Origin of the sequence: Streptomyces sp. CBMA152 (genome assembly GCF_014596475.1) — a bacterium.
GTDB lineage: Bacteria > Actinomycetota > Actinomycetes > Streptomycetales > Streptomycetaceae > Streptomyces.
Window position 1 is genome coordinate 107194 of record NZ_MECJ01000009.1, and the last position, 25060, is coordinate 132253.

21 protein-coding genes are annotated in these 25060 nt (G+C 71.9%); 19 read left to right on the top strand and 2 right to left on the bottom strand.

All coding sequences use genetic code 11. From position 1 onward, the window contains the following. Positions 1-31: 31 nt before the first annotated feature. Positions 32-322: a hypothetical protein gene (locus tag BG418_RS08580; protein ID WP_188273123.1), complete on the bottom strand. Its 291-nt coding sequence runs from the start codon at positions 320-322 to the stop codon at positions 32-34. 88 nt (positions 323-410) lie between these two features. On the opposite strand from BG418_RS08580, the gene BG418_RS08585 reads away from it, so the two are divergent. Both BG418_RS08585 and BG418_RS40805 read left to right on the top strand, forming a co-directional pair. After that, positions 411-884 (top strand): MarR family winged helix-turn-helix transcriptional regulator, encoded by a 474-nt coding sequence (locus BG418_RS08585; protein WP_317453567.1) that lies wholly within the window; start codon positions 411-413, stop codon positions 882-884. A gap of 338 nt (positions 885-1222) precedes the next feature. Next, a complete protein-coding gene (locus BG418_RS40805; protein WP_317453568.1) occupies positions 1223-3028 on the top strand; it encodes a DUF4157 domain-containing protein in 1806 nt (601 codons plus the stop codon). A 107-nt stretch (positions 3029-3135) separates the two neighbouring features. On the opposite strand, the gene BG418_RS08595 is transcribed toward BG418_RS40805, so the two are convergent. Next, complete coding sequence (locus BG418_RS08595) at positions 3136-4482, bottom strand: hydrolytic protein (RefSeq protein ID WP_317453569.1); 1347 nt, start codon at positions 4480-4482, stop codon at positions 3136-3138. Positions 4483-4701: 219 nt separating this feature from the next. Between BG418_RS08595 and BG418_RS08600 the strand changes: the two genes are divergently transcribed. The 17 genes from BG418_RS08600 to BG418_RS08680 all read left to right on the top strand — a co-directional run bounded on the left by BG418_RS08600 (position 4702) and on the right by BG418_RS08680 (position 25057). Continuing rightward, positions 4702-5424 carry a LuxR C-terminal-related transcriptional regulator gene (locus BG418_RS08600; RefSeq protein WP_188273125.1) on the top strand — a complete coding sequence of 241 codons (723 nt, stop codon included), beginning with the start codon at positions 4702-4704 and terminating at the stop codon, positions 5422-5424. A 140-nt stretch (positions 5425-5564) separates the two neighbouring features. Then, on the top strand, positions 5565-8735 hold the full coding sequence (locus BG418_RS08605; RefSeq protein WP_188273126.1) for a DUF11 domain-containing protein: 3171 nt from the start codon (positions 5565-5567) through the stop codon (positions 8733-8735). Beyond that, the gene (locus BG418_RS08610) at positions 8732-9436 is read left to right on the top strand and encodes a DUF4255 domain-containing protein (protein WP_188273127.1); all 705 of its coding nucleotides are present in this window, start codon (positions 8732-8734) and stop codon (positions 9434-9436) included. Before BG418_RS08605 ends, BG418_RS08610 begins: the two co-directional genes overlap by 4 nt. Beyond that, positions 9433-11574, top strand: coding sequence for an ATP-binding protein (locus BG418_RS08615; protein ID WP_188273128.1), 2142 nt, complete (start codon positions 9433-9435; stop codon positions 11572-11574). Before BG418_RS08610 ends, BG418_RS08615 begins: the two co-directional genes overlap by 4 nt. Positions 11575-11833: 259 nt before the next feature. Then, a complete protein-coding gene (locus tag BG418_RS08620; RefSeq protein WP_188273129.1) occupies positions 11834-13387 on the top strand; it encodes a phage tail sheath family protein in 1554 nt (517 codons plus the stop codon). A 63-nt stretch (positions 13388-13450) separates the two neighbouring features. Continuing rightward, positions 13451-13891 carry a phage tail protein gene (locus BG418_RS08625; RefSeq protein WP_188273130.1) on the top strand — a complete coding sequence of 147 codons (441 nt, stop codon included), beginning with the start codon at positions 13451-13453 and terminating at the stop codon, positions 13889-13891. Continuing rightward, entirely contained in the window at positions 13888-14376 is a 489-nt protein-coding gene (locus BG418_RS08630; protein WP_188273131.1) for a hypothetical protein, read from the top strand. Before BG418_RS08625 ends, BG418_RS08630 begins: the two co-directional genes overlap by 4 nt. Next, positions 14373-14531 carry a DUF6760 family protein gene (locus BG418_RS08635; protein WP_188273132.1) on the top strand — a complete coding sequence of 53 codons (159 nt, stop codon included), beginning with the start codon at positions 14373-14375 and terminating at the stop codon, positions 14529-14531. Before BG418_RS08630 ends, BG418_RS08635 begins: the two co-directional genes overlap by 4 nt. A 1813-nt stretch (positions 14532-16344) precedes the next feature. Next, the gene (locus BG418_RS08640; RefSeq protein ID WP_188273133.1) at positions 16345-17433 is read left to right on the top strand and encodes a hypothetical protein; all 1089 of its coding nucleotides are present in this window, start codon (positions 16345-16347) and stop codon (positions 17431-17433) included. A 19-nt stretch (positions 17434-17452) separates the two neighbouring features. Beyond that, positions 17453-17878, top strand: coding sequence for a phage tail protein (locus tag BG418_RS08645; RefSeq protein ID WP_188273134.1), 426 nt, complete (start codon positions 17453-17455; stop codon positions 17876-17878). Positions 17879-17950: 72 nt separating this feature from the next. Next, positions 17951-18673, top strand: a complete 723-nt coding sequence (locus BG418_RS08650) for a LysM peptidoglycan-binding domain-containing protein (RefSeq protein WP_188273135.1) — start codon at positions 17951-17953, stop codon at positions 18671-18673. Next, the gene (locus BG418_RS08655) at positions 18670-20499 is read left to right on the top strand and encodes a VgrG-related protein (RefSeq protein WP_188273136.1); all 1830 of its coding nucleotides are present in this window, start codon (positions 18670-18672) and stop codon (positions 20497-20499) included. Before BG418_RS08650 ends, BG418_RS08655 begins: the two co-directional genes overlap by 4 nt. A gap of 78 nt (positions 20500-20577) precedes the next feature. Then, a complete protein-coding gene (locus BG418_RS08660) occupies positions 20578-20889 on the top strand; it encodes a PAAR domain-containing protein (RefSeq protein WP_188273137.1) in 312 nt (103 codons plus the stop codon). Beyond that, positions 20886-21320 carry a GPW/gp25 family protein gene (locus BG418_RS08665; RefSeq protein ID WP_188273138.1) on the top strand — a complete coding sequence of 145 codons (435 nt, stop codon included), beginning with the start codon at positions 20886-20888 and terminating at the stop codon, positions 21318-21320. The genes BG418_RS08660 and BG418_RS08665 overlap by 4 nt, the downstream gene beginning before the upstream one ends. Further along, the gene (locus BG418_RS08670; RefSeq protein WP_188273139.1) at positions 21320-23284 is read left to right on the top strand and encodes a putative baseplate assembly protein; all 1965 of its coding nucleotides are present in this window, start codon (positions 21320-21322) and stop codon (positions 23282-23284) included. The genes BG418_RS08665 and BG418_RS08670 overlap by 1 nt, the downstream gene beginning before the upstream one ends. Further along, positions 23281-23844, top strand: coding sequence for a phage tail protein (locus BG418_RS08675; protein ID WP_188273140.1), 564 nt, complete (start codon positions 23281-23283; stop codon positions 23842-23844). The genes BG418_RS08670 and BG418_RS08675 overlap by 4 nt, the downstream gene beginning before the upstream one ends. A gap of 4 nt (positions 23845-23848) precedes the next feature. Next, positions 23849-25057: a zinc ribbon domain-containing protein gene (locus BG418_RS08680; RefSeq protein WP_188273141.1), complete on the top strand. Its 1209-nt coding sequence runs from the start codon at positions 23849-23851 to the stop codon at positions 25055-25057. The last annotated feature ends 3 nt before the right edge of the window (positions 25058-25060 follow it).

Consider the following 25060-nt stretch of genomic DNA (forward strand, 5'->3'; position numbering starts at 1 on the left):
CTTCCCCGGACGGCCAGTTGTGCGCGCTGCGTTACGCGGCTTCGGCGAGGATCCGCTCCACTGCCGGGGAGCGGGGCTGGAAGACGTCGTTGAGGCCGATGGCGCGCAGGGCGGGAGCGAGTTCTCGCATCTGGGCGACGAGGGCGGCGTATTCGGGAGTGCCCTCGGTGAGGTCCTCCAGTCGAAGGGCGTTGGCGACGAATGCGGCCACCGAACCCTTGCGGACGGTCAGCCCGCCCATCGCGGTCGAGTCGACGCCCTCGGGCAGGACATCTTCCGGGCGTACGGCGGGCTGGTGCTGGTGCGTAGACGACTGCGTCATGACTGTCCTTTGCGTGCTTGATGTACGTGCTTTCTGCACGCTGATTACGTTAGCAGGACTCCGTGCTTTCTGCACGTACCATCGGAGGGTGAGTAAAACGACACGTGACAGCACCTCCGCCGCCCGCGTAGCCGCAGCCATCGGGGCACTGACCCTGCGCGCCACCCGCGCCGGGCTCTACGGCCGACTGACCTCCGGAGTGGAAGGTGTGGACGCCACGACCTACCCCGTACTCTCCGGACTCGCCCGCACGGGACCCGCCACCGCCACCCAGCTCGCCGAGACCATCGGAATGGACCGCACCGTCACCACCCGCTACGCGACCAGACTGCAGGAAGCCGGACTGATCACCCGCCACCCCGACCCCACCGACGCCCGCGCCACCAGACTGGCCCTCACCGCCGAAGGCGAAAGAGCGGTCACCACGTTGCGCGAGGCAATGGAGTCCTTCGTCGCGGAGGAGATGGCGACATGGCCCTCGGATGAGGCCACCGCCTTCGCCACGCGCCTGGAACGTCTGACGCAGTCGATCGCCCAGGGCGAGGCGGACCGGTCACGCTGATGCGGGCTCAGATGGAGCGAGCGGCCCAGTGGGTCGGCCGACTGGAGGCCCCACGCTCAGAGTGACGGCAGGTGCGAATCGCCAGGATCCGCGTCAGGCCGCCGCCTCGCCGGGGCGTCGTGTGACCCGTCACGGCGGCATTGCGGGGTTTCAGCCGTCGTCTCCCTCACCCGCTCACGCACCCCTGTGTCACCACAGCGCCACCGACCGCTGAAGGCAACCGTGTTGCCCGACGGGGACGCCGGACTGCACCTGGTGACTCTGGTCCGGCCTCACACGCACCGGCACTATGGAGAGATCGGTTTCACCGTCGACGGGATCACGCAGGGAGGCGCCCCGTGCGCGTCGTACATCAGGTACAGGGCCCGACCGCCAAGACGCCACGGCGGGAGCCGCCCGTCCAGCGCGCGGAGCACGAGACCGAGCGCCCACCCTCCGGGCTGCTGTCCCCGGCCGCCCTGCTCGACCTGCAGCGCTCCGCCGGGAACGCCGCCGTGGTGCGCGCGCTGCAACGGCGCGCCCGGCCCCCGCAGGACAGCTACGACCGGGGCGCGGTGCCACCCTCCACGGTCCCCAAGGTCCTCGGGAGCTCGGGCAAGCCGCTCGACGGGACCGTGCTCAACGATATGGAGGCCCGCCTCGGCGCGGACTTCACGGACGTACGGGTGCACACGGGCGCCGACGCCCGGCGCTCGGCGCAGGAGCTGGGAGCACGCGCGTACACCTCGGGCAACCACGTGGTCATCGGTGACGGAGGCGGCGACCGGCACACCCTCGCCCACGAGTTGACCCATGTGATCCAGCAGCGTCAGGGTCCCGTCGCGGGCACCGACCACGGCAACGGGCTGCACGTCAGCGACCCCCGGGACCGTTTCGAGCGGGCCGCCGAGGACAACGCCCGCCGCGCCCTCGCCCGCCCCCTCCCGGCCACCGCCGACGCCTCGCACGAGGGACACGAACACGACGGCGCACCCCACGGCCACGCCGCGCACGACACGAGGCCGGCGCGGACGACGGCCGCGAACCCGGTGCAGCGCTTCGTCGTCGTCAACCCCGGCGACGCCAACTACCCGCACATGGGCACCCTCAACAACCAGGGGCAGCCCGGCCCCGCCGCCCCTGACTTCTTCCCCAGCCAGGAGGCCCGTCCCCGCACCGTCCAGGACCCGCACACCGGGCCCCGGCAGGCCGACAGCTACGTGGCGGCCGACGGCAGCCTCAACGTCGTGTACAACGGGCCGGTACCGCTGCGCCTGGCCGACAAGATGGACCTGGCGGTGGAGGACATCACCGACGGCCGCCAGGCCAAGACCTTCTTCGCCACGTCCGAGCGGATCGAGCAGGCCAACGCCCAACTGCGCGGCAAGGTGCGTCTCGACCAGGCGGAGGGCTTTCTGACGCTGCGGCGCACCAGGCGGTTCCTCAACATCAAGGTGATGGACCAGCACCTGACGCTGTGGCAGGTCGAACCCGTGGTGCAGAACCCCGGACGCGGCCAGGCGCCGCAGCGCGGTCTGGAAGTGCGGCTCTCCCAGCGCTGCAACGAGATGGCGACGGAGGTCACCGCGAAGCCCGCGCCGCACTTCACCGGTGAGGACCTCTACTTCGAAGCCATCTTCAAGGTCATCGGCGAAATGGCGGGCTCGGCCGCGGCCAACGCCATCCGGACCCGCTACGAGAACGCCAGGAACGTGGTCATACGCGACCGGGACCAGCTGCCGCTGCTGGCGGCCGTCATCAGCGAGATGGTCCAGCAGGTCATGGCGTACCGCGACAACCCCGCACAACTGCCCCAGCTCCAGGCCGCGTACGAGAAGTTCAAGGTCAACGAATTCACGGCGAAGGCCGGCGTCGGGGACGTCTTCATGATCAAGGCGCTGCGCGCCGACTCCACCTCCGGCAGCCTGGACTTCCATCTCGCCGGCGTCGTGGCCAAGAGCGGACGCGACCACGTCACGATGGAGAACTTCGCACGGCACGAGGAGCTGGAGACCCTGAGCTCAGGTGACCCTCAGTGGTTCTTCCAGATGTACGGTCCCGCCCAGAGCATGCAGAGCTTCCACGAGCAGTGGGGCTGGGCGACCAGGTTCACCCCACAGAGCGGGGAGAACCGCCTCGTGCTGACGATTCTGATCCAGGGCTGAGCACGACGGTGCGGTGCGTTCACGGAACGAGGTTCCGTGAACGCACCGCACCGTCGTGGTCAGGGGAAAACGCCGGTCTGGCCGTCATCCCCCGGAAAGCATCCGTCTCATCGTTTGACGTCGCTCAGGACCCCGCTCACGTTCAACACCTCATCGCATCCGGATGCCTGTTTCCCGGTGGCCGGCGTGCCGGGCTTCGCGCACGTCACCTTCGCGGTCACCGTGGCGTTCTCGGGAATCTCGATAGGTGTCACCCAGTGGTAGTCCTGGTTGCGGAAGGTCTCCAGAGCTATCGTGGTGATCTTGCGGTCTCCGAAGGTGATGATCAACACCCCTTCGTCGCCCTGGAAGTTGGCCACGACGATGTCCGTGATGCCGAAGGTCTTTCCGGCCGGTACCCGGTAGCCCCCCGTCTTCGTCGCGCCACCGTCCGTCTGGACGTCGATGGTCGCCGAGCTCTGCTGGCCGACGCCGTTGACTGCGCCGGGCGCCGAGCCCGATCCGCTGCCGCCGCTGCCCGCCCCCGTCGCACCGCCGCCCGCGGGCTTGTCCTGACCGCCGGCTCCGGTACCGGTACCGGGCGCACCGCCCTGCTGGGTACCGCTGGGGCTCGGGCCCGGTGTCCTGACAGCCTCGTTGGCGGCCTGCTTGGCGGTGCTCCGTACGGCGGGCCGCACCAGTGCGAACCACGCGAGCAACAACGCCAGGAGCGCGGCGAGCACGGCGAGCAGCCACTTCGGGAAGACCGAGAGCTGAACGAACTCACCCTCCAGTGGCGGGCGTTGACCGGCGACGGCCCGCTCGCTCGGCGGCCGCCCCTGCCCCCTCCCGTCCGGGTCGCTCTCCTCGGCGTGCGCCACAGCGAGCTGGAACGGCCAGGTGACGGGCTTGCCGAACCAGATCACCTTGCCGGTCCGCACCCGCAGGCGAACCTCGGTGGACTCTCCCGGCTCCAGGTGGGGCCGGCTCGGCGTGAGGCCGAACCGCAGTTCCTCGCCCGCCTGTTGTCCGGTGATGGTGACGTCCGTGGCGGTGTTTCCCTGGTTGCGCACGGCGATCCGGTAGCGGGCGCCGAGCCAGCCGCGTCGGCGCCGTGGCTGGAGTTCGTGCTGCAGCTCCCGGAACGCCTCGACATGGACGGTCGTCTCCGGGACCCGCACCAACTCCGGGTGCTCCACGGGCAGTACGCGCACGCCGAGCGGGATGTCCCCCGCGCGGACGTCGGGCGAGCGGGGCGGGGCGAGATGTACCGTCACCGACTCGGACGTGCCCGGGTACAGCGAGACCCTGGCCGGTTCGACGGTGCTCCACGCGGCGCAGTCACCGACGATGTCGAGGGCGTAGGCCTCGACGATGTCGCTGTCGTTGCGGACGGTCAGGGTCGTGGTCGCCTCACCGCCGGGCGTCACCGTCACCGGCGGGATTTCGATTTCGGCAGATGCAGATGCGGTCACGCGGTGAACCTAAATCCCGTGCCGTCCGTAGCGCGAGAGACAGGAGGGCAACGGACGGGCAGTCAGGGTGCCCCCATCGTGCATCCCGGCGCTGCCCCCTCTGCACGGCTCACCACCCGCACGACGCACGCCACCACACCAGGCCCCGTGCCGGCCCCGTGCGGACGGCCTGCTCGCGCAGGTCAGGACTGCAGGATCTCCAGAAACGAGTACGCATCAATGGCATTACACGACGAGCAGCGCTCGGTCATGGTCCCGGCGCAACTCCACAGATCGCCCGACCTGAGGGCGACAGTGCCCTCCGTCCCCCACACCACACCTCGCCGCACCTCCGTGTCCGTGTACGCGGAGGACCTGATCCTGCACACCGGCGTCGTCCAGCAGCTGCGCCAGCGGCCCGAGGTGGAGCTGCTCACGGACGCCGAGGCCGACCGGGCCCAGGCCTCGCTCGTCGTGGTGGACACCGTGGACGACGATGCCGTCCAACTGCTGCGCCAGCTGCGCCGCAACACCGCCACCCGCACCGGGCTCGTCGTCGGCACCTTCGGCCTGACAGGGCTGCAGACCGTCGTGGAGTGCGGGGTCGCCGGGGTGCTGCGGCGGGCGGAGGCCGACCAGGACCGGCTCCTGCACCTGATCAACACCCTCGCGAACGGGGAGGGGATGCTCCCCGGTGACCTGCTCGGCAAGCTCCTCGACCACCTGGGTGGCCTGCAGGGCGCCGCCCTTGGCCCGCGCGGGCTCGCCCAGTCCACCCTCACGGCGCGAGAGGCCGACATGCTCAAACTCGTCGCGGACGGCCTCGACACCGCCGAGATCGCGCAGAAGACGTCGTACTCGGAACGCACGGTGAAGAACGTCCTGCACGAGGTCACCACCCGTCTTCAGGTGCGCAACCGCGCCCACGCGGTCGGGTACGCGATGCGGCACGGGCTCATATAGCAGGCGCACCGGCGGGCCGCTCGCTCTTGCCCGAAGGCGCAGGAACTCTTCCCCCGGGACAGGCCCCTGCGGCCTGTCCCCGGCCCCGTCCGGCCGTGAGGGTGGTGCCCGAAGACCGTTCCCAGACTGCGAGGTGGACCGTGATCGGCACCGCTGGCCCCACCGGGCGGCACCAGCTCGGCAGAATCGGTGCCGCCGTCCTGCTGCTCGGACCGCTGCTCGCGGTGAGCATCGCGGTCGGACAGGGCCTCGGGGGCCGGGCCGAGGCCGACCCGGGTCGCGCGGCCGCGTCGGGCGCCGGGCGGATCGCGTACGCCGGTACGGAGCACCGCAGCCTCGGCGAGGTCAGCACGACCACGTCGAGCACACCACTCCTCGGCGCCGGACCCGCCCATTTCGACCAACAGCCCGCCGCGCACGGCGATATGACGGTCTTCACCAGCCTGCGCGACGACGTGAAACCGCAGGTCTACCTGCGCGATGCGACCGGCGCCGTACGCAAGCTGACGACCGGGCGCGACGCCGCGCATCCACGCCTCACCCCGGACGGGACATCGGTGGTGTTCGACTCGGCCGAGCCCGGCGGCCCCGGAGGCCGACCGCAGCGGGACCTGTGGCTGGTGCGCACCGACGGCACCGGGCTGCGCAGGCTCACCGACTCCCCCGTCGACGAGGTGTCGCCCACCGTCTCGCCCGACGGCACCCGCCTCGCGTACGCGTGCGACTCCGACCCCCTGCGCGGCCTGCAGATCTGCACGCGGGCACTGGACGGCGGCGCGGCCACTCTCCTCACCGGCGCCCAGGCCGGAGAGTCGACCGAGCCGATGTGGAACCCGGTGGACGACCCAGCCCACCGTGACCTCGTCGCCTACACGTTCACCGCGAGCGGGCAGCAGAAGCCGAGCCTGCGCGTCACCGACGGCAAGGGCACCGACGGTCCGCTGCTCGCCGGCGAAGCGGCCCCCTGGCGTACCCGCAGCGCCAGTTGGCTGCCCGACGGCAACGGCCTGCTCTTCCTCAGCCCCGACCGCACCTGTGGCTGCGAGGGCGACTGGGACCACGTCTACCGGACGCAGGCGCACACGACGGACGCGCCCCAGCTGATCCTCAGCGAGAACCGCGCGGTCGACTCACCCACCTGGCTCGGCCCCATGAACGGCGGCAAGGTGATCGTCGCGCGCACCTCCGCACCGGCGGTGCACATCGCGACGCTCCAGGACGCACGCCAGGACGGCTCGGACCCGCGGGACCTGGGCCTGACCATCCTCAAGGAGGACCCGGCGGCCGACACGAACACCGACCCGGTGGCCGATCCCCTCTTCAACCCCGCCGCCGGGTACGACCCTTGGGACGAGCGGCAGAACTACACGCCGGACGGGCGGCGGATCGTCCTGACGCGTTTCGAGGACTCACAGAACGGCAGGATCGAGCGGATCTGGCTCGCCGACGCCGACGGATCGCACGCCGCGCCGATGCCGCTCGCCGGGCGCGGCCCCAAGGACTGGGACACCGACCCGACCTTCTCACCGGACGGCAGGTTCCTCGCGTTCACCAGGACATCGCCCGGCGGGGTCGGCAGCGCCTCGGGGCCCGGCCGCATCCTGGTCGCCGACGTGGCGACCGGGACGATCGTCCACGAGATCACGCCTCCACCAGGTCAGGGAGCCGGCGGCGACGCACAGCCCACCTGGTCCTCGGACGGCACCACGATCGCGTTCACCCGCAATGAGGTGATCAACGGGGGCGGCGGCAACAAGCACATCTGGACCGTGCCGGCCAACGCGCTGGACCGGCAGAAGGACTTCAGCGCCACGATCTGCCCCGGCGCCTGCGACGTGATCGACGACAGCCCGGCGTTCTCACCCGACGGCCGTACCCTCGCCTTCAACCGCAAGGACGGCGGCGGCCGCGTCAACGAGCGCGACGGCCTGCTCGTCGCGTCCGTCACCGGCGCCGACTGCAAGGTCGTCGAGCCGACCGGCCTCGGCGGCAACCCGGACGCCTGCCGTCAGCCGCTGCCCGACACCTCCGCGACCGGGCCGTTCCAGCCGCGCGACGTGGCCTGGTCCGCCGACGGCGGGACACTGGTGTTCAGCTCCCGCAGAGGGCTCCCGCCTAACAAGCCGGAGGCCCTCAAATCCCTGGACCTGGCCACCGGAGACGTCCTCTGGCTCACCAAGACGCTGCCCGGGCGCCAGAAGGAGCCGAGTATCCAGCAGTCCGTCGACCTGGCGGTGCGCGCACCCGCCAAGTCGCCCTCCCGCACCGTCGGTTCATCCACCTCGATCACCGTCACCGTCGTCGACAAGGGCCCCGCGGCCTCCCCCGGCACGGTGTTCACCGCGGCACCGCCCCCGGGCCTGCGCGTCGATGGTCTGACCACCCCCACGGGGCAATGCCCCGCCGGTTCCCTCCAGTGCGACCTGGGCGTCATCGCGCCCGGCACGAGCGTGCCCGTCACCGTGAAGGTGACCGGCGTGAGCACCGGTGACCAGCGCATCGGCTGGTCCGTCAACGGCGCCGTCCTCGACCCCGACCCGACGGACAACGCCGCCGAGACCATCGTGCCCGTCACCCCCGTCACGTCACCGCCGACGACTACGCCAACGCCTCCCACGACCCCGCCAACACCTCCGCCCCCGCCTCCTCCCCCACCCCCGCCCGCAGCGGGCCCCGGTGTGAGCGTCACCGCGCAGCCGAACCCGGGGTACGTCGGCGGCCACGTCGTCATCACGTACACGGTCCGCAACGGCCGCAACGCCCTGGCCACCGGCCTGCGTCTCACACTCGGCCTGCCTGCCGGCATCCCCCACGGGGCGCCACCGGCCGGATGCGACGCCGCCCTGGACTGCGCGCTCCCCGACCTGCCGCAAGGCGCCTCCGCCGTCGTACGCGTCGTCCTCAGCCCGAAGCAGGCCCAGCGCACCCAGGTCACCGGGACGCTCACCACGACCGGCACCGACGCGAACCCCCACGACAACTTCGCCCGTACGCCGCTGCGCATCCTCCAGCCGCGCATCGTGGCCGTGCCGCCCATCGGACGGCCCGGATTCGTGACCTCGGTGCGCGGCAAGGACTTCCCGCCCGGCGCGCCCGTCACCTTCACCTGGCGGCCGGGTATCACGGCGGCCGCCGCGCCGACGCTCCCCGGCCCGGACGGGACGTTCATCGGCCAGCTCCTGATCCTCGCCAAGGACCAGACAGGGCCACGTGTCATCACCGCCGACGGTCCGGGTTTCAGCCCGGTCACGACGACGTTCCTCGTGGTGAGCGGCAGTGTGCAGCCGCCGGACGAGGTGGAGCGCCGATGATCCACGAAGTCGACGAGGGGCTGCGCCAGTTGCTCGCCGAGTCGGGCCTGGAGGACGCGGGGGTGGACCTCGTCTTCGACGCGCCGACCAGGGACTGGTCCGCGCGCCGCAACGCCCCGACGGTCAGCGTCTTCCTGTTCGGCATCCAGGAGGACGCCGCGCGGCGTCGCTCCGGCACGGCCGAGGAGTACGACGCCGACGGACTGGTCGTCGCATGGCACACGCCGCCGCGCTGGTTCGAGCTGACCTACCTGGTCACGGCCTGGACCAACCGCCCGCAGGACGAACATCGGCTGCTTTCGCAGGTGTTGCGGTATCTGATCGCGCACGAGACGCTGCCCAAAAGGGTGTTCACCGGCTCCCTCGTCGACCTCGGCCTCGCCATCCCCCTGTTCGTGGCGGGTGGCCCGGACGGTCCGTCGGCCCACGACGTGTGGTCGGCGCTCGGCGGTGAGCTCAAGGCGTCGATCAGTCTGACGGTCGTCGCGCCGCTGGCCGGTGAGCGCACACCGGCGGGGCCGCCCGTCACCGAGGGCCTGATCGTGAAGTCCGTCGCCTCGTCGGCGGGGACCGACGACGACGTATCGAGGCGGCAGTTGCGCTACGAGGGCATACGCGACCCAGGGCCTGACGGGTTCTCGGCGCCCCGCGAGCGCAGGCCCACGCCCGCGCGGCGCCGTCGTGGAGGACGCCAGGAATGAACCAGGCCCTCCATGTGCTGCACGGCGAGGAGCCCGGCGGGTTCGACGACGACCCCTGGGTGCGGCTGCGGCTCATCGAGCAGCGGGTGCGCCAGGCGGTGGCCGCGCGCCGCGCCGTCGACCCCGACCCCGACGATCCCTACCGTGGGCAGTACCTCACGCCCGAGGCGGTGGAGCGGATCCTCGACGACTCCCCCGCGTCGGGCTCCGTCACCGGCGACTTCGCCGCCCCCTCGCCCGGATCCGTCCTGCACGAACTGGCCACCGCGTTCGCCCTGTCGCCCCTCGACGTGGAGTTGCTGCTCGTGGCCATGGCGCCCGACCTCGACGCGCGGTTCGAGCGGCTGTACGGCTACCTCAACGACGACCTCAGCCGGCGCAGGCCCACCGTCGGCCTGGCCCTTGAGCTGTGCGGACTGCCGGCCGCGAGCGCGGGGCGCTTCCGTCTCGCGCGGTGGGCACCGCTGGTCGCGGGCGGTCTCGTCGACATCGGCGAACCGGAACGCCCCCAGCTCTCCCGGGTGTTGAGGGTGCCGGACCGGGTGACGGCACACCTGCTCGGGAACGAGGAGCCGGACGAGCGGCTGCTCGGGGTGCTCGACACCCAGCGCGGTCGTACGGCGCACCTCGACGGGCCCTTCGGCGACGACAGTCACCGCGTGGCGGCCGCCGCCCGCACCGGCAGCGGCCTGGTCCACCTGCTGGACCGGGGCGGCGACGCCGGGCGCCTCGCGGTCGACTCGCTGCTGGCCGCAGGGCGCCGTCCACTGGTCCTCGACGTCCACGCGCTCCTTGCGCAGACCGCCGCCACGGCCCCGGCCCCCGTCCCTCCCGGCCACCTGGCGCGTCTCGTGGCCACCGAGGCCAGGCTGAGCGGTGGCGGCATCGTGCTCGGCCCGCTCGAAGCCCTCGAACCCGAGCGTCCCGAACGAGCCGTGTTGCTGCGCGAGTTGTGCGCGGCGGCCCACGGCATCCCGCTCATCACCTACGGCCGCAGGGGCTGGGACCCGCTGTGGGCGTCGGAGAGCCCGGTGCGGATCACCGTGGCCCCGCCGTCACCGGAACAAGGCGCCCGCCAGTGGCGGCGGGCGCTGACCGAGGCGGCCGAGACCATCGGGGCCGCGCACCCCGCGCCTGTCGACGAACTCCTCGGGGCGCTCGCCGCCTACCGCCTCGACTCCGGCCAGGTGCGCAGAGCGGCCGCCGTCGCCACCCGGGTCGCCGCCCTCGCGGGCCGCACCGTGACGGCGGCCGACCTGCGGGACGCCGTCCGGGCGCAGAACGGCGCCGGTCTTGAGCGCCTGACCCGACGCATCGAGCCCACGGTGGGCTGGGACGACCTCGTACTCCCCCCGGCCACGCGCCACCACCTCGGTCAGCTCGCCCTGCGCGCCCGGCACCGGGAGCAGGTGCTCGGGCAGTGGCGGATGCGGCCGGGCGGGGGACGCGGCCGTGGCGTGATCGCCCTGTTCGCCGGCGAGTCGGGCACGGGCAAGACCATGTCGGCCGAGGTCATCGCCGCCGACCTCGGCATGGAGCTGTACGTCGTCGACCTGTCGACCATCGTGGACAAGTACATCGGTGAGACCGAGAAGAACCTGGAGCGCATCTTCGTCGAGGCGTCCGAGGCCAACGGGGTACTGCTCTTCGACGAGGCGGACGCGATCTTCGGCAAGCGGTCGCAGGTCAAGGACGCGGACGACCGGCATGCCAATGTGGGGCCGGCCTATCTGCTCCAACGCATGGAGTCGTTCGACGGCATCGCCGTACTCACCACGAATCTGCGCGCCAACCTCGACGAGGCGTTCACACGGCGCCTGGACGTCATCGTGGAGTTCCCGATGCCCGACGCGCGCCAGCGCCGCGCACTGTGGGACCGCTGCCTCGGCGCCGAGCTGCCGCGCGACGAGGGGATCGACCTCGACTTCTGCGCGGAGCGCTTCGAGCTGGCCGGGGGCTCTATCCGTGCCTGTGCGGTGACCGCGGCGTATCTCGCGGCGGAGTCGGGCCGCCCGCTCGGCATGGCGCAGGTCGTGACGGCCGTCCTGCACGAGTACCGCAAGCTCGGACGGCTCGTCCTGGAGAGCGAGTTCGGCCCCTGGCTCGACGAGGCCCAGCGGGAGCCACCTCGTCCGTAGGGCCATCGACGCTGCCCCCGCCCGCGCGTCGCTGCACCTCGGGGCCAGCCGAAGGTGCCCCGCGGGGCCGCCCGTCGCCGCGGTACGCGGGGCTGCGGGGAAGCCGACCACGCGCGACGCCGTCCCAGCGGCCCGAGGACGTACCCGCAAAAGGCAGTGACTCTGCCCCCGGCCCGGGACTTCGAGGCCTGTCCCGCGGCGGCGCCGCCTTCGAGACTTGGAAGTGACTCAAGTGACCGCCGACGTGTTAGGAGCGAGCATGCCTTCGTACCTCACCCCGGGCGTGTACGTGGAAGAGGTGCAGTCCGGTGCGAGGCCGATCGAAGGAGTCGGCACCGCGGTCGCTGCCTTCGTCGGCTTCGCGGAGACCGGCCCCTTCCACGAGCCGACCCTGGTGACCAACTGGGACCAGTACGCCCAGACGTTCGGCGGCTTCACCGCGCACACCTACCTCGCGCACTCGGTCTACGGCTACTTCGCCAACGGCGGCGGCGCCGCCTACATCGTCCGCGTCGGACAGCCCACCGATGGCGCCGCCCCCGGCCGCGGCCCGCAGGCCGTCGAGGCGGCGCCCGATCCCGTAGCGCTCGGCGGCTTCCTCTTCGCCGCGCTGCCCGGGACCGGCTCCGGCCTGTCGGTCGAGATCGCCGACACCGACGGGGAGAACCCGCCCGAGGACCGCTTCAAACTGCTGGTGCGCCAGGGCGACAAGGTCGCCGAGAGCTACGACCTCTCCGTGCGCAAGACCGTCAAGGGCTACGTCCTCACGCAGTTGCGCGAGTCGAAGCTCATCACGGTCACCGAGCAGCGGGGGGCGCCGCAGAACCGCCCGCAGAACCAGACCGTCGCGCTTCCCGCCGCCCCGGCCCCCGTCACGACCTCCTCGTCCACCCGCGTCGCCCGCCTCGACCCCGCCGAGTACGTCGGTGACGCGACGGCCCGTACCGGGTTCTCCGGCCTGGAGGCCATCGACGAGATCACGATGGTCGTCGTTCCGGACCTGATGAGCGCCCACGAGCGCGGCGACATCGACGCCGAGAGCCTCAGGACCGTGCAGCTCGCGGTGATCTCGCACTGCGAGCAGATGGGTGACCGGGTCGCCGTCCTGGACGCCCCGCCCGGCCTCAACGCCCAGCAGGTGCGCACCTGGCGCAGCGCCGAGGCGGGGTACGACTCCCGCTACGCCGCCCTGTACTACCCCTGGATCAGCGTGTTCGATCCGGCGACCGGCCGGAACACCACCGTGCCGCCGAGCGGTCACGTGGCAGGCGTGTGGGCGCGCAGCGACGCCGAGCGCGGTGTGCACAAGGCACCCGCCAACGAGGTCATCCGGGGCGCGGTCGATTTGGACCTGCGGCTCAGCAAGGGCGAGCAGGACCTCCTCAACCCGATCGGCGTCAACTGCATCCGGGCCTTTCCCGGACGTGGCATCCGGATCTGGGGCGCACGCACCCTCTCCTCCGACCCGGCCTGGCGCTATCTGAACGTCCGCAGGCTCTTCAACTACCTTGAGGAGTCCATCCTGTTGGGAACGCAGTGGGTCGTCTTCGAGCCCAACGACGACCGGCTCTGGGCGAGCATCCGGCGCAACATCGGCGCGTTCCTCACCGAGGAGTGGCGGCGCGGCTCGCTCTTCGGCCAGAGCGCGGCCGAGGCCTTCTACGTGAAGTGCGACCGCGACAACAACCCGCAGGAGTCGATCGACCTCGGCCAGGTCATCTGCGAGATCGGGGTCGCCCCCGTCAAGCCCGCCGAGTTCGTCATCTTCCGTCTGTCGCAGTTCTCCGACAGCACCAGTCTCGTCGACGAGTGAGCCGCAGGGGCCCCGTAGCCCCGCACCCGACCGGCCGTACCCGATGAAAGGTGATCCACACTCATGGCAAATGGTGACGCTCTCACTACGCACGTCTTCGGCGTGCAACTGGGCGGATTTCTGGTGGAGTTGATCCAGGAGGTCAGCGGAATCTCCGTCGAGGAGGACGTGGTCGAGGTCAAGCAGAACACCAGCCGGGGCGAGCAGATCATCCGCAAGCAGCCCGGGGCGAGGAAGGCCGGCGAGATCACGATCACCCGGGGACTCGACAAGAGCAGCGAGTTCACCAAGTGGATCAAGGAGACCCTGAACAAGGGCGCCGTCAACTCCGCACGCCAGAACATCACCATCGAGTACAAGGACAGCGAGAAGAACACCGTACGGCGCGTCAACCTCAAGAACGGCTGGGTGAGCAAGTGGGAAGGCCCCGCGCTCAAGGCCGGTGAATCCTCGGCGGCCGCCGAGACCGTGACGATCGTGTTCGAGGAGATCGAGGTCGAATGAGGCGTCGCACCGTCTCGCCGGGCAGCTCGGAAGAGTTCCTGGACACGTCGGACCCGGGGCAGGAGGCGGTACGGGCTCCCGCGTCGGCGCCGCCCTCCGCGTCGGGCCGTCAGAACCTGGGCACCTCGTTCGAGTTCGAACTGCCGCGCGGCTACGTCGACGAGGACGGCAACGTGCACCGGCACGGCTCGATGCGCCTGGCCACCGCGCGTGACGAGCTGCGGCCGCAGATCGACCTGCGGGTCAAGGAGAACCCGGCCTATCTGAGCGTGGTGCTGCTGAGCCAGGTCATCACCCGGCTCGGCGACATCAAGGATGTGCACGCCGGGATCGTGGAGGGGATGTACGCCACGGACGTCGCGTTCCTCCAGGACTTCTACCGGCGCATCAACAGCGAGGGCCACACGCACGCCGCGGTGACCTGCCCGCTGTGCAGCGGCTCGTTCGAGGTGGACCTCTCGGGCGGGCGCCTGGGGGAATCATGACGTACGCACTCCCCCGCCTGCGGGAGGAGATCGCGTACGTGGCCTATCACTTCCATTGGCAGCGTGAGGACATCCTCGACCTCACCCACGCCGAACGTCAGCAGTGGGTGCGGGAGATAGCGCGGATCAATACCCGTGCGAACGAAGGTGGTTGATCGGATGGGGTTGTGGGACAGGTTCCGCCGCGACGCGGAGCGGCCGGTCCAGGAGGTCGCCCCGGCCCGGCCCGCCCCGGCACCTGCCCGGGCCCCGGAGCCGTCCTGGGAGCCCGGTGACTGGGACGGCGGCTGGCGACACGTCGCCCCGCCGACGGTCACGATCGCCCGCTCGGCACTCGGCGTCAGCGACGGGCTGCGGTTCCGGTCGCAACTCGCCGCGTGGCAGAACCCCTCCCTCGCCACGGACCTCGGACACGCGGTCCTGCCCGACGCCCCCGTGGGCCTGATCCACGGGGTCGCCCGCCCGTCGACCGCCCGCAGCACGATGTCCGCCGGCGGACCGCTCCTGTTACGCCCGGTCCAACGGCAGAGCGAGCCCGACGCCGAACCCGAACCCTCCGGCGTCATACCTGTACGCCGCACGGCGCGAGCCGCGAACACGGTGCTTCAGCACCGAGGCACCAGCACGAGTCCCGCGAGTCCCACGCGCCCACGGGAGGCGGTCGGCGGCGACGCCGCACCCGCAGGCAGCGAAGGCCCGGCGGACGGCTCGCGCCCGCGCCCGGACAGCGAGACAAAGGGCGCGCGCCCACGCAGGGACAGCCGGCACTCACCCTCACGCCAGGACAGCCCGCCAACCGGCGCACCCTCGCGCCAGGGCGACACACCAGGCGGTGCGAGCGCGCAGGTCGTGCGTCCGCACCAACCCGGCCCCGACGCCCTCGTACTCCCCCGGCGCCGGCTCCGTCCTGTCCTCTCAGCCCCGCTGCGCCGAGCCGCCATTCAACGTGAGGGCCGCGCGCCCGTGCCTCCCAGCGTGGCCTCCGGCACACCCTCGCCGCCTTCTCCGCCCGCGCCGCGTAGCGGCGAGGGCGCAGCGGCCCGTACGCGCCTGGTCAGCCCCGACCTGACCGTCGCGCCGCGCCCGGCGATGCGACTACGCAGGGTGGCGGCCATCCCTCCACAGGTTCCCGCGAGGACGGACGTCCAGCGCACCGCGACGCCCGAAGCCTCCCCCGCCCTTGCCCCTCGCCCGGGGCGGGACATGCCCGAGCAGCCCGCGCTCGGTGAGCCCGTACATCAACTGCCCACCAGCGCACGCCCGTTACTCGCCCCCCAACTCGGCTCGGCCGATGTCACCCCCGGCCCCGAGCCGACACCCCCGCCCACGCCCATGCCTCTCGTGGAGCACCGGACCGACCCCGAACCCAGCCCGGCCGCGACGGGTAACACAGCTCAGGTGCCCGTACCCGTCCCGCCGGACGTCCAGCGCGCTGCCGCACCCTCCGCCTCCCCGGAATCGGACGTGCCCGTACGGCCCGCACTGGGTGAGCCGCTGCATGAACTCCCCACAAGTGCCCGCCCCTTGGCTTCCCCTGAGTCCAGCCGGTCCGGCGTAACCCCCGACGCCGGGGCAACGCCGCCGCCTCTGCCGCTCGTACAACGCCAGGCCGTTCCCGAACCAGCCAAGCCCTCATCGCCGACTCCAGCCCCTGCGGCAGGTGCGGCCCCTCAGACGCCCGCGACCGCGTCCGGAGCGCCGGCACTGCCGCCCGCCGACGCCCCGTCGCACCGGGCTCACCCCCGCAGCGGCATCGGCGCACCGCTCCCTTCCCTGCCACCTACGGCCACCGCCCCGGATGCCCCGCTGCTGGGCAAGCGTTCTGCCCCGTCGCGGCAGACAGCCGCAGGCACAGCCGACCATCCCATCTCACGCGCCGAATCCCCGAGTTCACCCGCCCGGCAGACCGACCGGTCGTCCCTACCCGTGCGAGGCCCTGCCGTCCCCGCCTCCGCGCGGCGCGCGGCCGTGACGGACGGCCCGGGCGCGCAGGCAACGCGCGGCGGTGGAGCCCCGAACGGCCGCACCCCCGTGGCCAAGGCACGTACGACGGGCCGGTCCTTGTACGGCGCCGCACAAGCCAACGCTCTACCCCTTCCGCAGCGCTCGCGCGCCCTGCTGCCCGAGCGGTCGTTGGGCGTGAAGACGGTGGCGAGTGCGGGCTTCTCGGCGACATCGCCCGCTCCGACCGCGGCTGTCGCGCGTCCGGTCGTCGCGGCGCGATGGAGCAGCGATGCGGTGCCCACCGTACAGACGGCGCCCTCCCGCCGGCAGCCTTCCCTTCCGGCCGACCCGCCCCGCGCGTCGGGCCCGTCCCGGCACCGGGACGGGCCCGAACGCCAGAGCAAGGGACGGACCCGGCGCGGCGTACCCCTGGAGGGACAGACCGCGCTCCCGGCGGCGCGGACCGCGTCCCCGGAACCGCAGGCCACACCCTCGAAGGTGCGGGCCCCACTCCCGAACGTGCAGACCTCATCTCCGGAACCGCAGGCCACACCCCAGAACGTACAGGCCACGCTCCCGACGGTGCAGTCCGCCGTCGCGGCGCGGGGTCCCGCACGCTCGGCGGCGGACTCCGCACGCTCCTCCGGCCCGGACACCGCTCCCCGGGCGCGCGCGCCGCACCGTACCCCGGTCGTCCGTCCCGCACCGCCCGTCTCGCCCTCCGCGACCGCACCGGTGCAGCGCCTGCCGATCTCCATGGCACCGCCGACGACGGTCCCCCCGCCCCCGGACGCGGCGGCCCCCAGCCCGCGCGCCGGCACCCAGCCGCCGCTCAAGGCCGCCACTCGCACCACGGCGGCGTCGGCGCCGATCCAACGCGCCCCCGAGGACAGCAAACCCACCGACGCTCCGACACCACGCTCGCGCATACCCGTGCCGGTCAAGAAGACCTCGTCGTCCGCCGAGCAGAGCACGGTACCCCCGCAGCACGGCGACGGGATCGACGTGGAGGATCTCGCCCGCCGGCTCATCGATCCGGTGGCCAGGTTGCTACGTGCCGATCTGCGCCGCGGACGGGAACGAGCCGGACGCCTGCACGACGGACGCCGCTGAGGAGAGGAACCCCCACCCCATGACCGACAACATCTTCGCGACGACCCCGTTCTTCAAGCTCGCGATCGGCGGCAACGACCTGGGCACCTTCCAGACCTGCTCGGGGCTCGGTGCCGAGGTCGAGATCGAGACGTACGCCGAGGGCGGCAACAACAGCTTCGACTGGCAACTGCCGGGCCGTGTCACCTGGTCGAACATCACGCTGACCCGCCCCGTCACCCGGGAGACGGCCAAGATCGCGCGCTGGTTCGACCAGATCGTCCAGCACGTCGAGCCCAAGGACGGGGAGATCGTCGCGCTCAAACCGGATCTGACCCCCATCATCAGCTGGCAGGTCCACGGCATCGTGCCGGTCCGCTGGCAGGGCCCGTCCTTCGATCCCGGCAGCTCGGAGGCCGCCGTCGAGACCTTGGAGATCGCACACGAGGGACTGAAGGTCTTCTGACGCACCCTCAATCAGTCACGACAGCGCTGACGCTCGTCCTCGTCATGACCGCCACCGGAAGGAGGAATCGGTATGTCCCCCGCAACCGGCACGAGCCGAGCCCGTGCCAAGCTCACCATCATGGAGCCGCCCGCGAGGGTCGGCGCGAAGCCCGGCGGCGTGCTTGAGCTGATCGAGCTGCAGTTCAATCCGTCGTCCCTGTCGCTGAGCAAGAACACCGAGTGGCGGCGCACGCCCTCCCGGATGGCGGGACAGTCCGCGCTGCCCGAGTTCGTCGGCAGCGGGCCGCGTTCGCTGAGCCTGGAAGTGTTCCTGGACGGAACGGCGAAGCACGACAACTCGGTGGAGCAGGCCGTGGAAAAGCTGATGAAGGCGTGCGTGCCCACACGGAGCAGCCTCGCACGGAAGAAGCCCGCGAGCCCGTGGGTGCGTTTCAACTGGGGTTCCACCAAGACAACGGCGTTCAACGGCGTGATGTCCCAACTCTCCGTGACCTACACGCTGTTCGACGTCGACGGCAAGCCCCTGCGCGCGAAGTGCAGCCTCACCATCGAGGAGGCCAGCGTCGACCCGGCGGGCCAGAACCCCACCTCGGGTGCGCTTGAGGCGCGCAGCACCCATCGGGTCGTGGCGGGAGACAGCCTGCCGCTGCTCGCCTGGCGCGAGTACGGGGACGCCACCGCATGGCGGGTGATCGCGGAGGCCAACGGCATCGACGATCCCATGGTGCTCGCGCCCGGCACGGAACTGCTCGTGCCGGGCGCGCAGCGTGCCGTACAGGAGGAGACAGGATGACCACGCCCGAGGCCCAGGGCGGCCGGTCCTTCGCCGCCGACCCGATCGTGGAGGCTCCCGCGGAGCTGCCAGCCGAGTGGATCACGCAGTTGGTGAGTTGCGTGGTCGACGAGAACGTCGCGCTGCCCGACACCGCGGTCCTCACCTACCGCGACCCGGACCACGAGCTCCTCACCGCGACCGGCATCACCATCGGCACCGAGTTGCGCATCTCGGTCGTCACCGTCCAAGGGCAGGCGCGGGAGCTGCTGTTCACCGGGGAGGTGACCGCCCTCGAACTGGACAGCGACACGACCGGGTCGTTCACCGTGGTGCGCGCGTACTCGAAGGCGCACCGGCTGCAGCGCGGCCGCAAGGTGGTGGCCTACCGCAACATGACGGCCGCCGCCATCGTGCGCAAGGTCGCGGCCGGGGCCGGGCTCGCCTGCGGGCGCGTCGAAGCCGCCCCGATCACCTACCGGCAGCTGTCCCAGGCCAATGTCTCGGACTGGGACTTCCTGCAGTTCCTGGCCGGTGAGAGCGGCGCACAGGTGCGCGTCGACGACAAGGGGCTGCTCCAGTTCGTGAAGCCGAAGCCCGCCGCGTCCGCGCCCGCCCCCTCCACGCCGGCCACGCAGGACCCGATGGTCCTTGAGTACGCGCGCAACCTCCTGGTCCTGCGCGCGGTCCTCACCAGCGCCGACGGGGCGGGGAGCGTGGAGGTGCGGGGCTGGGACGTCAACACCAAGACCCCGCTGGTGACCCGGCAGCCGTCCGTACGCAGCCAGCGGGTGACGCCGGGAATGCGGCCGTCGACGGTCAGCAGCGCGTTCGGCGGCTCGTCCCAGTTGACCGTCACCGACATGCCCTACCGCACACAGGCGGAGACCGAATCGGTGGCCGACGCCGTCGCGGCATCGGTGAGTTCGGGCTTCGCGGAGCTGGAGGCGGTCGTCGAAGGGAACCCCCGGCTGCGAGCCGGGCTGCCCGTGACGCTCGGCAACGTCGGCCCCGCGTTCAGCGGCCGCTACACGGCGACCGCCGCGCACCACGTCCTGGAACCCCATGGCGGCTACCGGACGACGCTCCTGGTCAGCACCACGCCCGACCGCTCCCTCGCGGGCCTGGCCACCTGCTCCGACGCGCCCTCCAGGGGGCCGCGCATGCCGGGCCTCGCGATCGGCGTGGTGTCCAACATCCGCGAGCCGGGAGGGGGCGGGCGCGGCTGGGTGCGGCTCAAGTTCCCCTGGCTCGACGAGGACTACGAGACGGACTGGGTGCGCACGGTGCAGTGGGGCGGCCAGGGCGGTGGCGGCGTGTTCAGTCCCGAGGTGAACGACGAGGTGCTGGTCGGCTTCGAGCAGGGGATCCTCGACAGCCCATACGTCATCGGCGGCCTGTACAACGGCGTCGACAAACCCTCGCCGCACCGGGGGCCCCTCGTGGACAAGTCGCGCGGCACGGTCAACCGGCGGTCCCTGGCGTCCCGTTCGGGCAACCGCGTCGAGCTGCTCGACGCCCCGGGCCGGGGACCGTCCGGAGTGCGGCTCTCCAGCGGCGACGACCGGCTCGAAGTCCGGCTCGACGAGCGCCGCAACCGCGTCTCCATGACCCTGTACGACGCGAGCGGCTCGCGTCCGATGAGCTCGGTGACCCTGTCCCCCTCCGGAATCACCCTGGACGCGGGCACGGGCAAGGTGACCGTGAAGGGCGCCTCGGTGGACATCAGGGGCACGACCGAGGCCACGGTGGACGCCGCCTCGGTGAACATCAACGGCAAGACCGCGGTCAACGTGGACGGCGGGCTGTTAGCCGTTCTCAAGGCAGCCCTCATTCGCATCAACTGACCTCCTCACACCATTTGTTGATTGACCATCAGATCACTGTCCCGAACGACTCATCGGCACCGGCAAGGAGAGAAGACCATGCCCCCCGCGGCCCGCACGGGCGACGCCACCGACCACGGCGGCATCATCGCCACCCCGCCCCCCGGAGCGATCACGGTCGCCACCGTGCTCATCGGGGGCCGTCCCGCCGCCGTCGTCGGCAGCCTCCACGAGTGCGTGCCCCACGTGGAGCTGGGCCCGGCGAACCTGGTCCTGCCCAGTCCGGCCGGGCTTCTGACCGGCGAAGTGCTCATCGGCGGACTGCCCGCCGCGCGGATGCGGGACCGGACGACCTGCGGGGCACAGATCGTGAGCGGCGCGTTCGACGTCCTCATCGGGGGGCCGATGTGAGCGAGCGGTTCATCGGGCGCGGCTGGGGCTTCCCCCTGCGCGTGGGCGCCACCGGCGGCATCGGCATGGTCGAACGGGACCGGGAGATCGAGGAAGCCATCCGGCTCGTGCTCGGCACCGCACCGGGAGAGCGGCCGATGCGGCCCGAGTTCGGGTGCGGCATCCACGACTACGTCTTCGCCCCGGGCGACGGCGCCACCGCCGGGCTCATCGCCCAGGAGGTCCGCGTGGCCCTGGAGCGCTGGGAGCCGCGTATCGAGGTGAACGACGTGGCCATCGCGTTCGACGCGGTGGACGACGGCGTTCTCTACATCGACGTGCGGTACACGGTGCGCTCCACCAACAACCGCCGCAACCTCGTCTTCCCCTTCTACACGATCCCGTCCCAGGAGGGCACCGGGGACGTCGCCGCGGAAAGGGAGGCGAGCTGATGGCCCTGCCCTCGCCGAATCTGGACGACCGCCGCTTCCAGCAGCTGGTCGACGAGGCCAAACGGTACGTACAACAGCGCGCGCCCGAATGGACCGACCACAACGTCTCGGACCCGGGCGTGACGCTCATCGAGACGTTCGCCTACATGGTCGACCAGCTCCTCTACCGCCTCAACCGGGTGCCGGAGAAGAACTATTCGGCATTCCTCGACCTCCTGGGCATCCGGCTGTTCCCGCCGGCGGCGGCCACCGCCGAGGTCGACTTCTGGCTGTCGGCGCCGCAGCCCGAGACGGTGACGCTGCGCGCCGGCACCGAGGTCGCGACGGCGCGCGGCGAGAGCGGGGATCCGGTGGTGTTCGCCACCACCGAGGAACTCCCCGTCATTCCGAGCGAGTTGATCCGTCTGGTGACGATGCCGGTCGGCGGGGAGCAGACGGACCGCACCACGGCGCTCGCCGAGGGCCGCGACATCCGCTGCTTCCAGGCCGCCCCCGCGCCCGGCGACGCGATGCTGTTCGGGCTGCCCATGGCCGTACCCCGGTGCATCGTCTCCGTGCACCTCGACAGCCGCGTCGAGGGTGTCGGCGTGGACCCGCGTCAGCCGCCGCTGCTGTGGGAGGCGTGGGACGGCGCGCGCTGGCTGCCCTGTGAGACCGGCTCGGACACGACCGGCGGACTCAACCGGCCGGGCGAGGTCATCCTGTACGTCCCGGCGGGGCACACCGCGTCGGTGGTCGCGGGCACCCGCGGCGGCTGGCTGCGCTGCCGGGTCACAGAAGCCGAGCCCGGGCAGCCGTTCTACTCGGAGTCGCCGACGGTCCGCGAGGCCGAGGTGTTCACCGTCGGCGGCACAGCTCCCGTGGAGCACGCGGAGACCGTCGGCGAGGCGTCCCTGGGGATGTCCGAGGGGGTCGCGGGCCAGCGGTTCTCCGTGGCCCGGCCACCGATCCTGCTCGACGGGGAACCGCCCGTCGTCGAGGTGTCCTCGCAGCAGGGCTGGCGGAGGTGGCGGGCCGTCGAGCACTTCGGCGACTCCTCGCCGACCGACCATCACGTGGTGATCGACGCGACCTCGGGTACGTTCACGTTTCCGCCCGCCGTACGCGAGCCCGACGGATCGCTGCGCATGTATGGCGCCGTTCCCGAGAAGGGCGCGCACGTGCGGGTGCTCCGCTACCGGACGGGCGGTGGCGCGGGCGGGAACGTCGCGCGTGGCGCGATCTCCGTGCTGCGCAGCTCCGTTCCGTACATCGCCCGGGTGGAGAACCGGGAGGCGGCACGCGGCGGCGTCGACGGGGAGAGTGTCGAGAACGCGAAGCTGCGGGCGCCGAACGCGCTGCGCATGCAGGAGCGGGCCGTCACCGCAGAGGACTACGAGATCGTGGCCCGACAGGCCGCGCCGTCCGTGCGCCGGGTGCGCTGCGTGCCCGCCACCGCTGCCGAGGCCGGGGCGGTGCGGGTCCTCGTGGTGCCCGACGCGGTCGCGGACGAGGGAGACCGGTTGCGCTTCGAGCAACTGATTCCGTCCGAGCAGGTGTTGAGGGCGATCGCGACGCAGCTGGACGAGCGGCGCCTGATCGGGACGCGTCTGGTCGTGGAGCCGCCCGCCTACCAGGGCGTCACGGTGGTCGCCCGGCTCTCGGCGCCCGCAGGTCAGACGGACCGGGTGCGCGAGGCAGCGCTGGCGGCACTGTTCCGTCACCTAGACCCGCTGCGCGGAGGGGCCGACGGGGACGGCTGGCCGTTCGGCAGGCCCGTGCAGTACGGGGAGGTGTTCGGCGTGCTCCAACGGGTCGTCGGGCGCGGCCTGGTGGAGGAGGTCCGGATGTTCCCCGCCGACCCGATCACCGGACGGCGCGGCGCCCCGGCCGAGCGGATCGACATCGCGACGCACGCGCTGGTGTTCTCCTACCAGCACCAAGTCGTCGTGACCGAGGCGGAATCGGGCGGTGTCGAGCGATGACCAGAGCCGCCATTCCGGGGTTGCCGAGTCGCCATCCGATCGGTGGTCTGCTGCCCGCACTGTACGCGGACGACGATCTGGCACAGCGGTTCACCGCCGGGCTCGACACCGTCCTCGCCCCCGTCCTGTCCACGCTCGACAACCTGCCCGCCTACCTCGATCCGCGTCTCGCGCCGTCGGACTTCGTCGAGTGGCTGTCCTCCTGGGTGGGCATCGGCGTCGATCCCGAGCAGCCCGAGGAGCTGCGCCGCGACGTCGTCGTCCGCGCCATGGAGCTGCACCGCAGGCGCGGCACCCGGCGCGGGCTCGTCGAACGGCTCCGCCTGTGCCTCGGCGTGGAAGCGGAGGTCGTGGACGGCGGTGGCGCGACCTGGTCGGCGACCGCGGGCTCGGAGTTGCCCGCCGGGACTGTCGAGGATGTCCTGGTCCGCGTGCGGCCGGGGCGAACCCGCGCCGTGGACGAGGCCAAGGTGCTCGACATCGTCCGGGCGTCCTGCCCCGTCCACGTCGCCTGCCGGGTCGAGGTCCTGCCCCCGCTGTCCGCCCACGAAGGGAGTTGACGCCATGCGCTCGTGTCCGGCGTGCGGAGCCGCGAACGGGGAGACGGACGACTTCTGCGGCAACTGCGGCTCGTACCTGGGATGGTCCCGGCAGAGCGGCGCGCCGGGGCCGGGCGCAACGGGATCGGGGAGCATCGCCGAAGCCGCAGCCACCGCGGCGAACTCCCCGGCCACGGGGACCGGCACGGCGGCATCCGCGGGCAACGGCGTGACCGAGCCGGGCCGCGAGCCCGAGAGCGCACAGGCACAGGGCACCAGTCCGCAAGCCGCTCCGGGGGCGGCGGCTCCATCCGCGGGTCCGTCAGCGTCGGGCCCCGCCACGGCTCCCCCGCACGCCGCTTCTGCCGCCCCCACCAGCCCCGCCGCACCACCGGCCCCGGCAACACCCGTGCAACCGGCGCCTTCGGTCGCGTCACAGTCGGCCGCCGCCGATCCCGCCCCCATCACCGCCGTCCAGCCCGCGAAGCCCGTGGCGGGGCGTCCCGTCGTGCGGCCTGCCGAGGTGCACCAGACGGACGGTCCGCCCTGCCCGGTGTGCGGCACGCCGAATCAGCCCGGGCGAAGGTTCTGCCGCCGCTGCGCCGCTCCACTCCAGGCGGCGGAGCCGGTGGCCCCGCTGCCGTGGTGGCGCACCCGCTGGCCGTTCCGTCGCCGGGTGCGCAGCGGCTCGGGGCGTCTGTTCCGTACGCTCGTGACGCTGGCCGTCCTGGCGGCCCTCGCCGTCGGGGTCCTCTTCCTGCTGCCCGCCGGGCGCTCCCTGTTCGAGGACACCCGCGACAAGCTCGGCAAAGCGACGGCTGTCAGCCCGTCCAGGGTCACCGCGAGCGCCGAGATCCCCGGTCACCCGGCGGGAAACGCCACGGACGGCCTCAGCAACAAATACTGGGGCGCCCCCTCGGTCGGCGACTCGCTGACGTTCACGTTCCAGGCCCCGTTCCGCCTGGTGGACCTCGTCGTGACCAGTGGCGCGTCGACGGATCCGCCGGTGTACCGCAGCGAGGCGCGGCCCATCACGGTCGACCTCGTCACGACCACGTCGAAGGGGCTGGTGGCCCACAAGGCGATCACGCTCACCGACAAGCCCGGGCCGCAGACCATACCGACCGGCATCAGCGACGTCGTCACGGTGCAACTCGTCGTGCGCTCGGCGGCGGGGACGGGTCAGGGGCGCCATATCGCCCTGGGGGAGATCGAGTTCTTCAAGAGGAGCTGACGG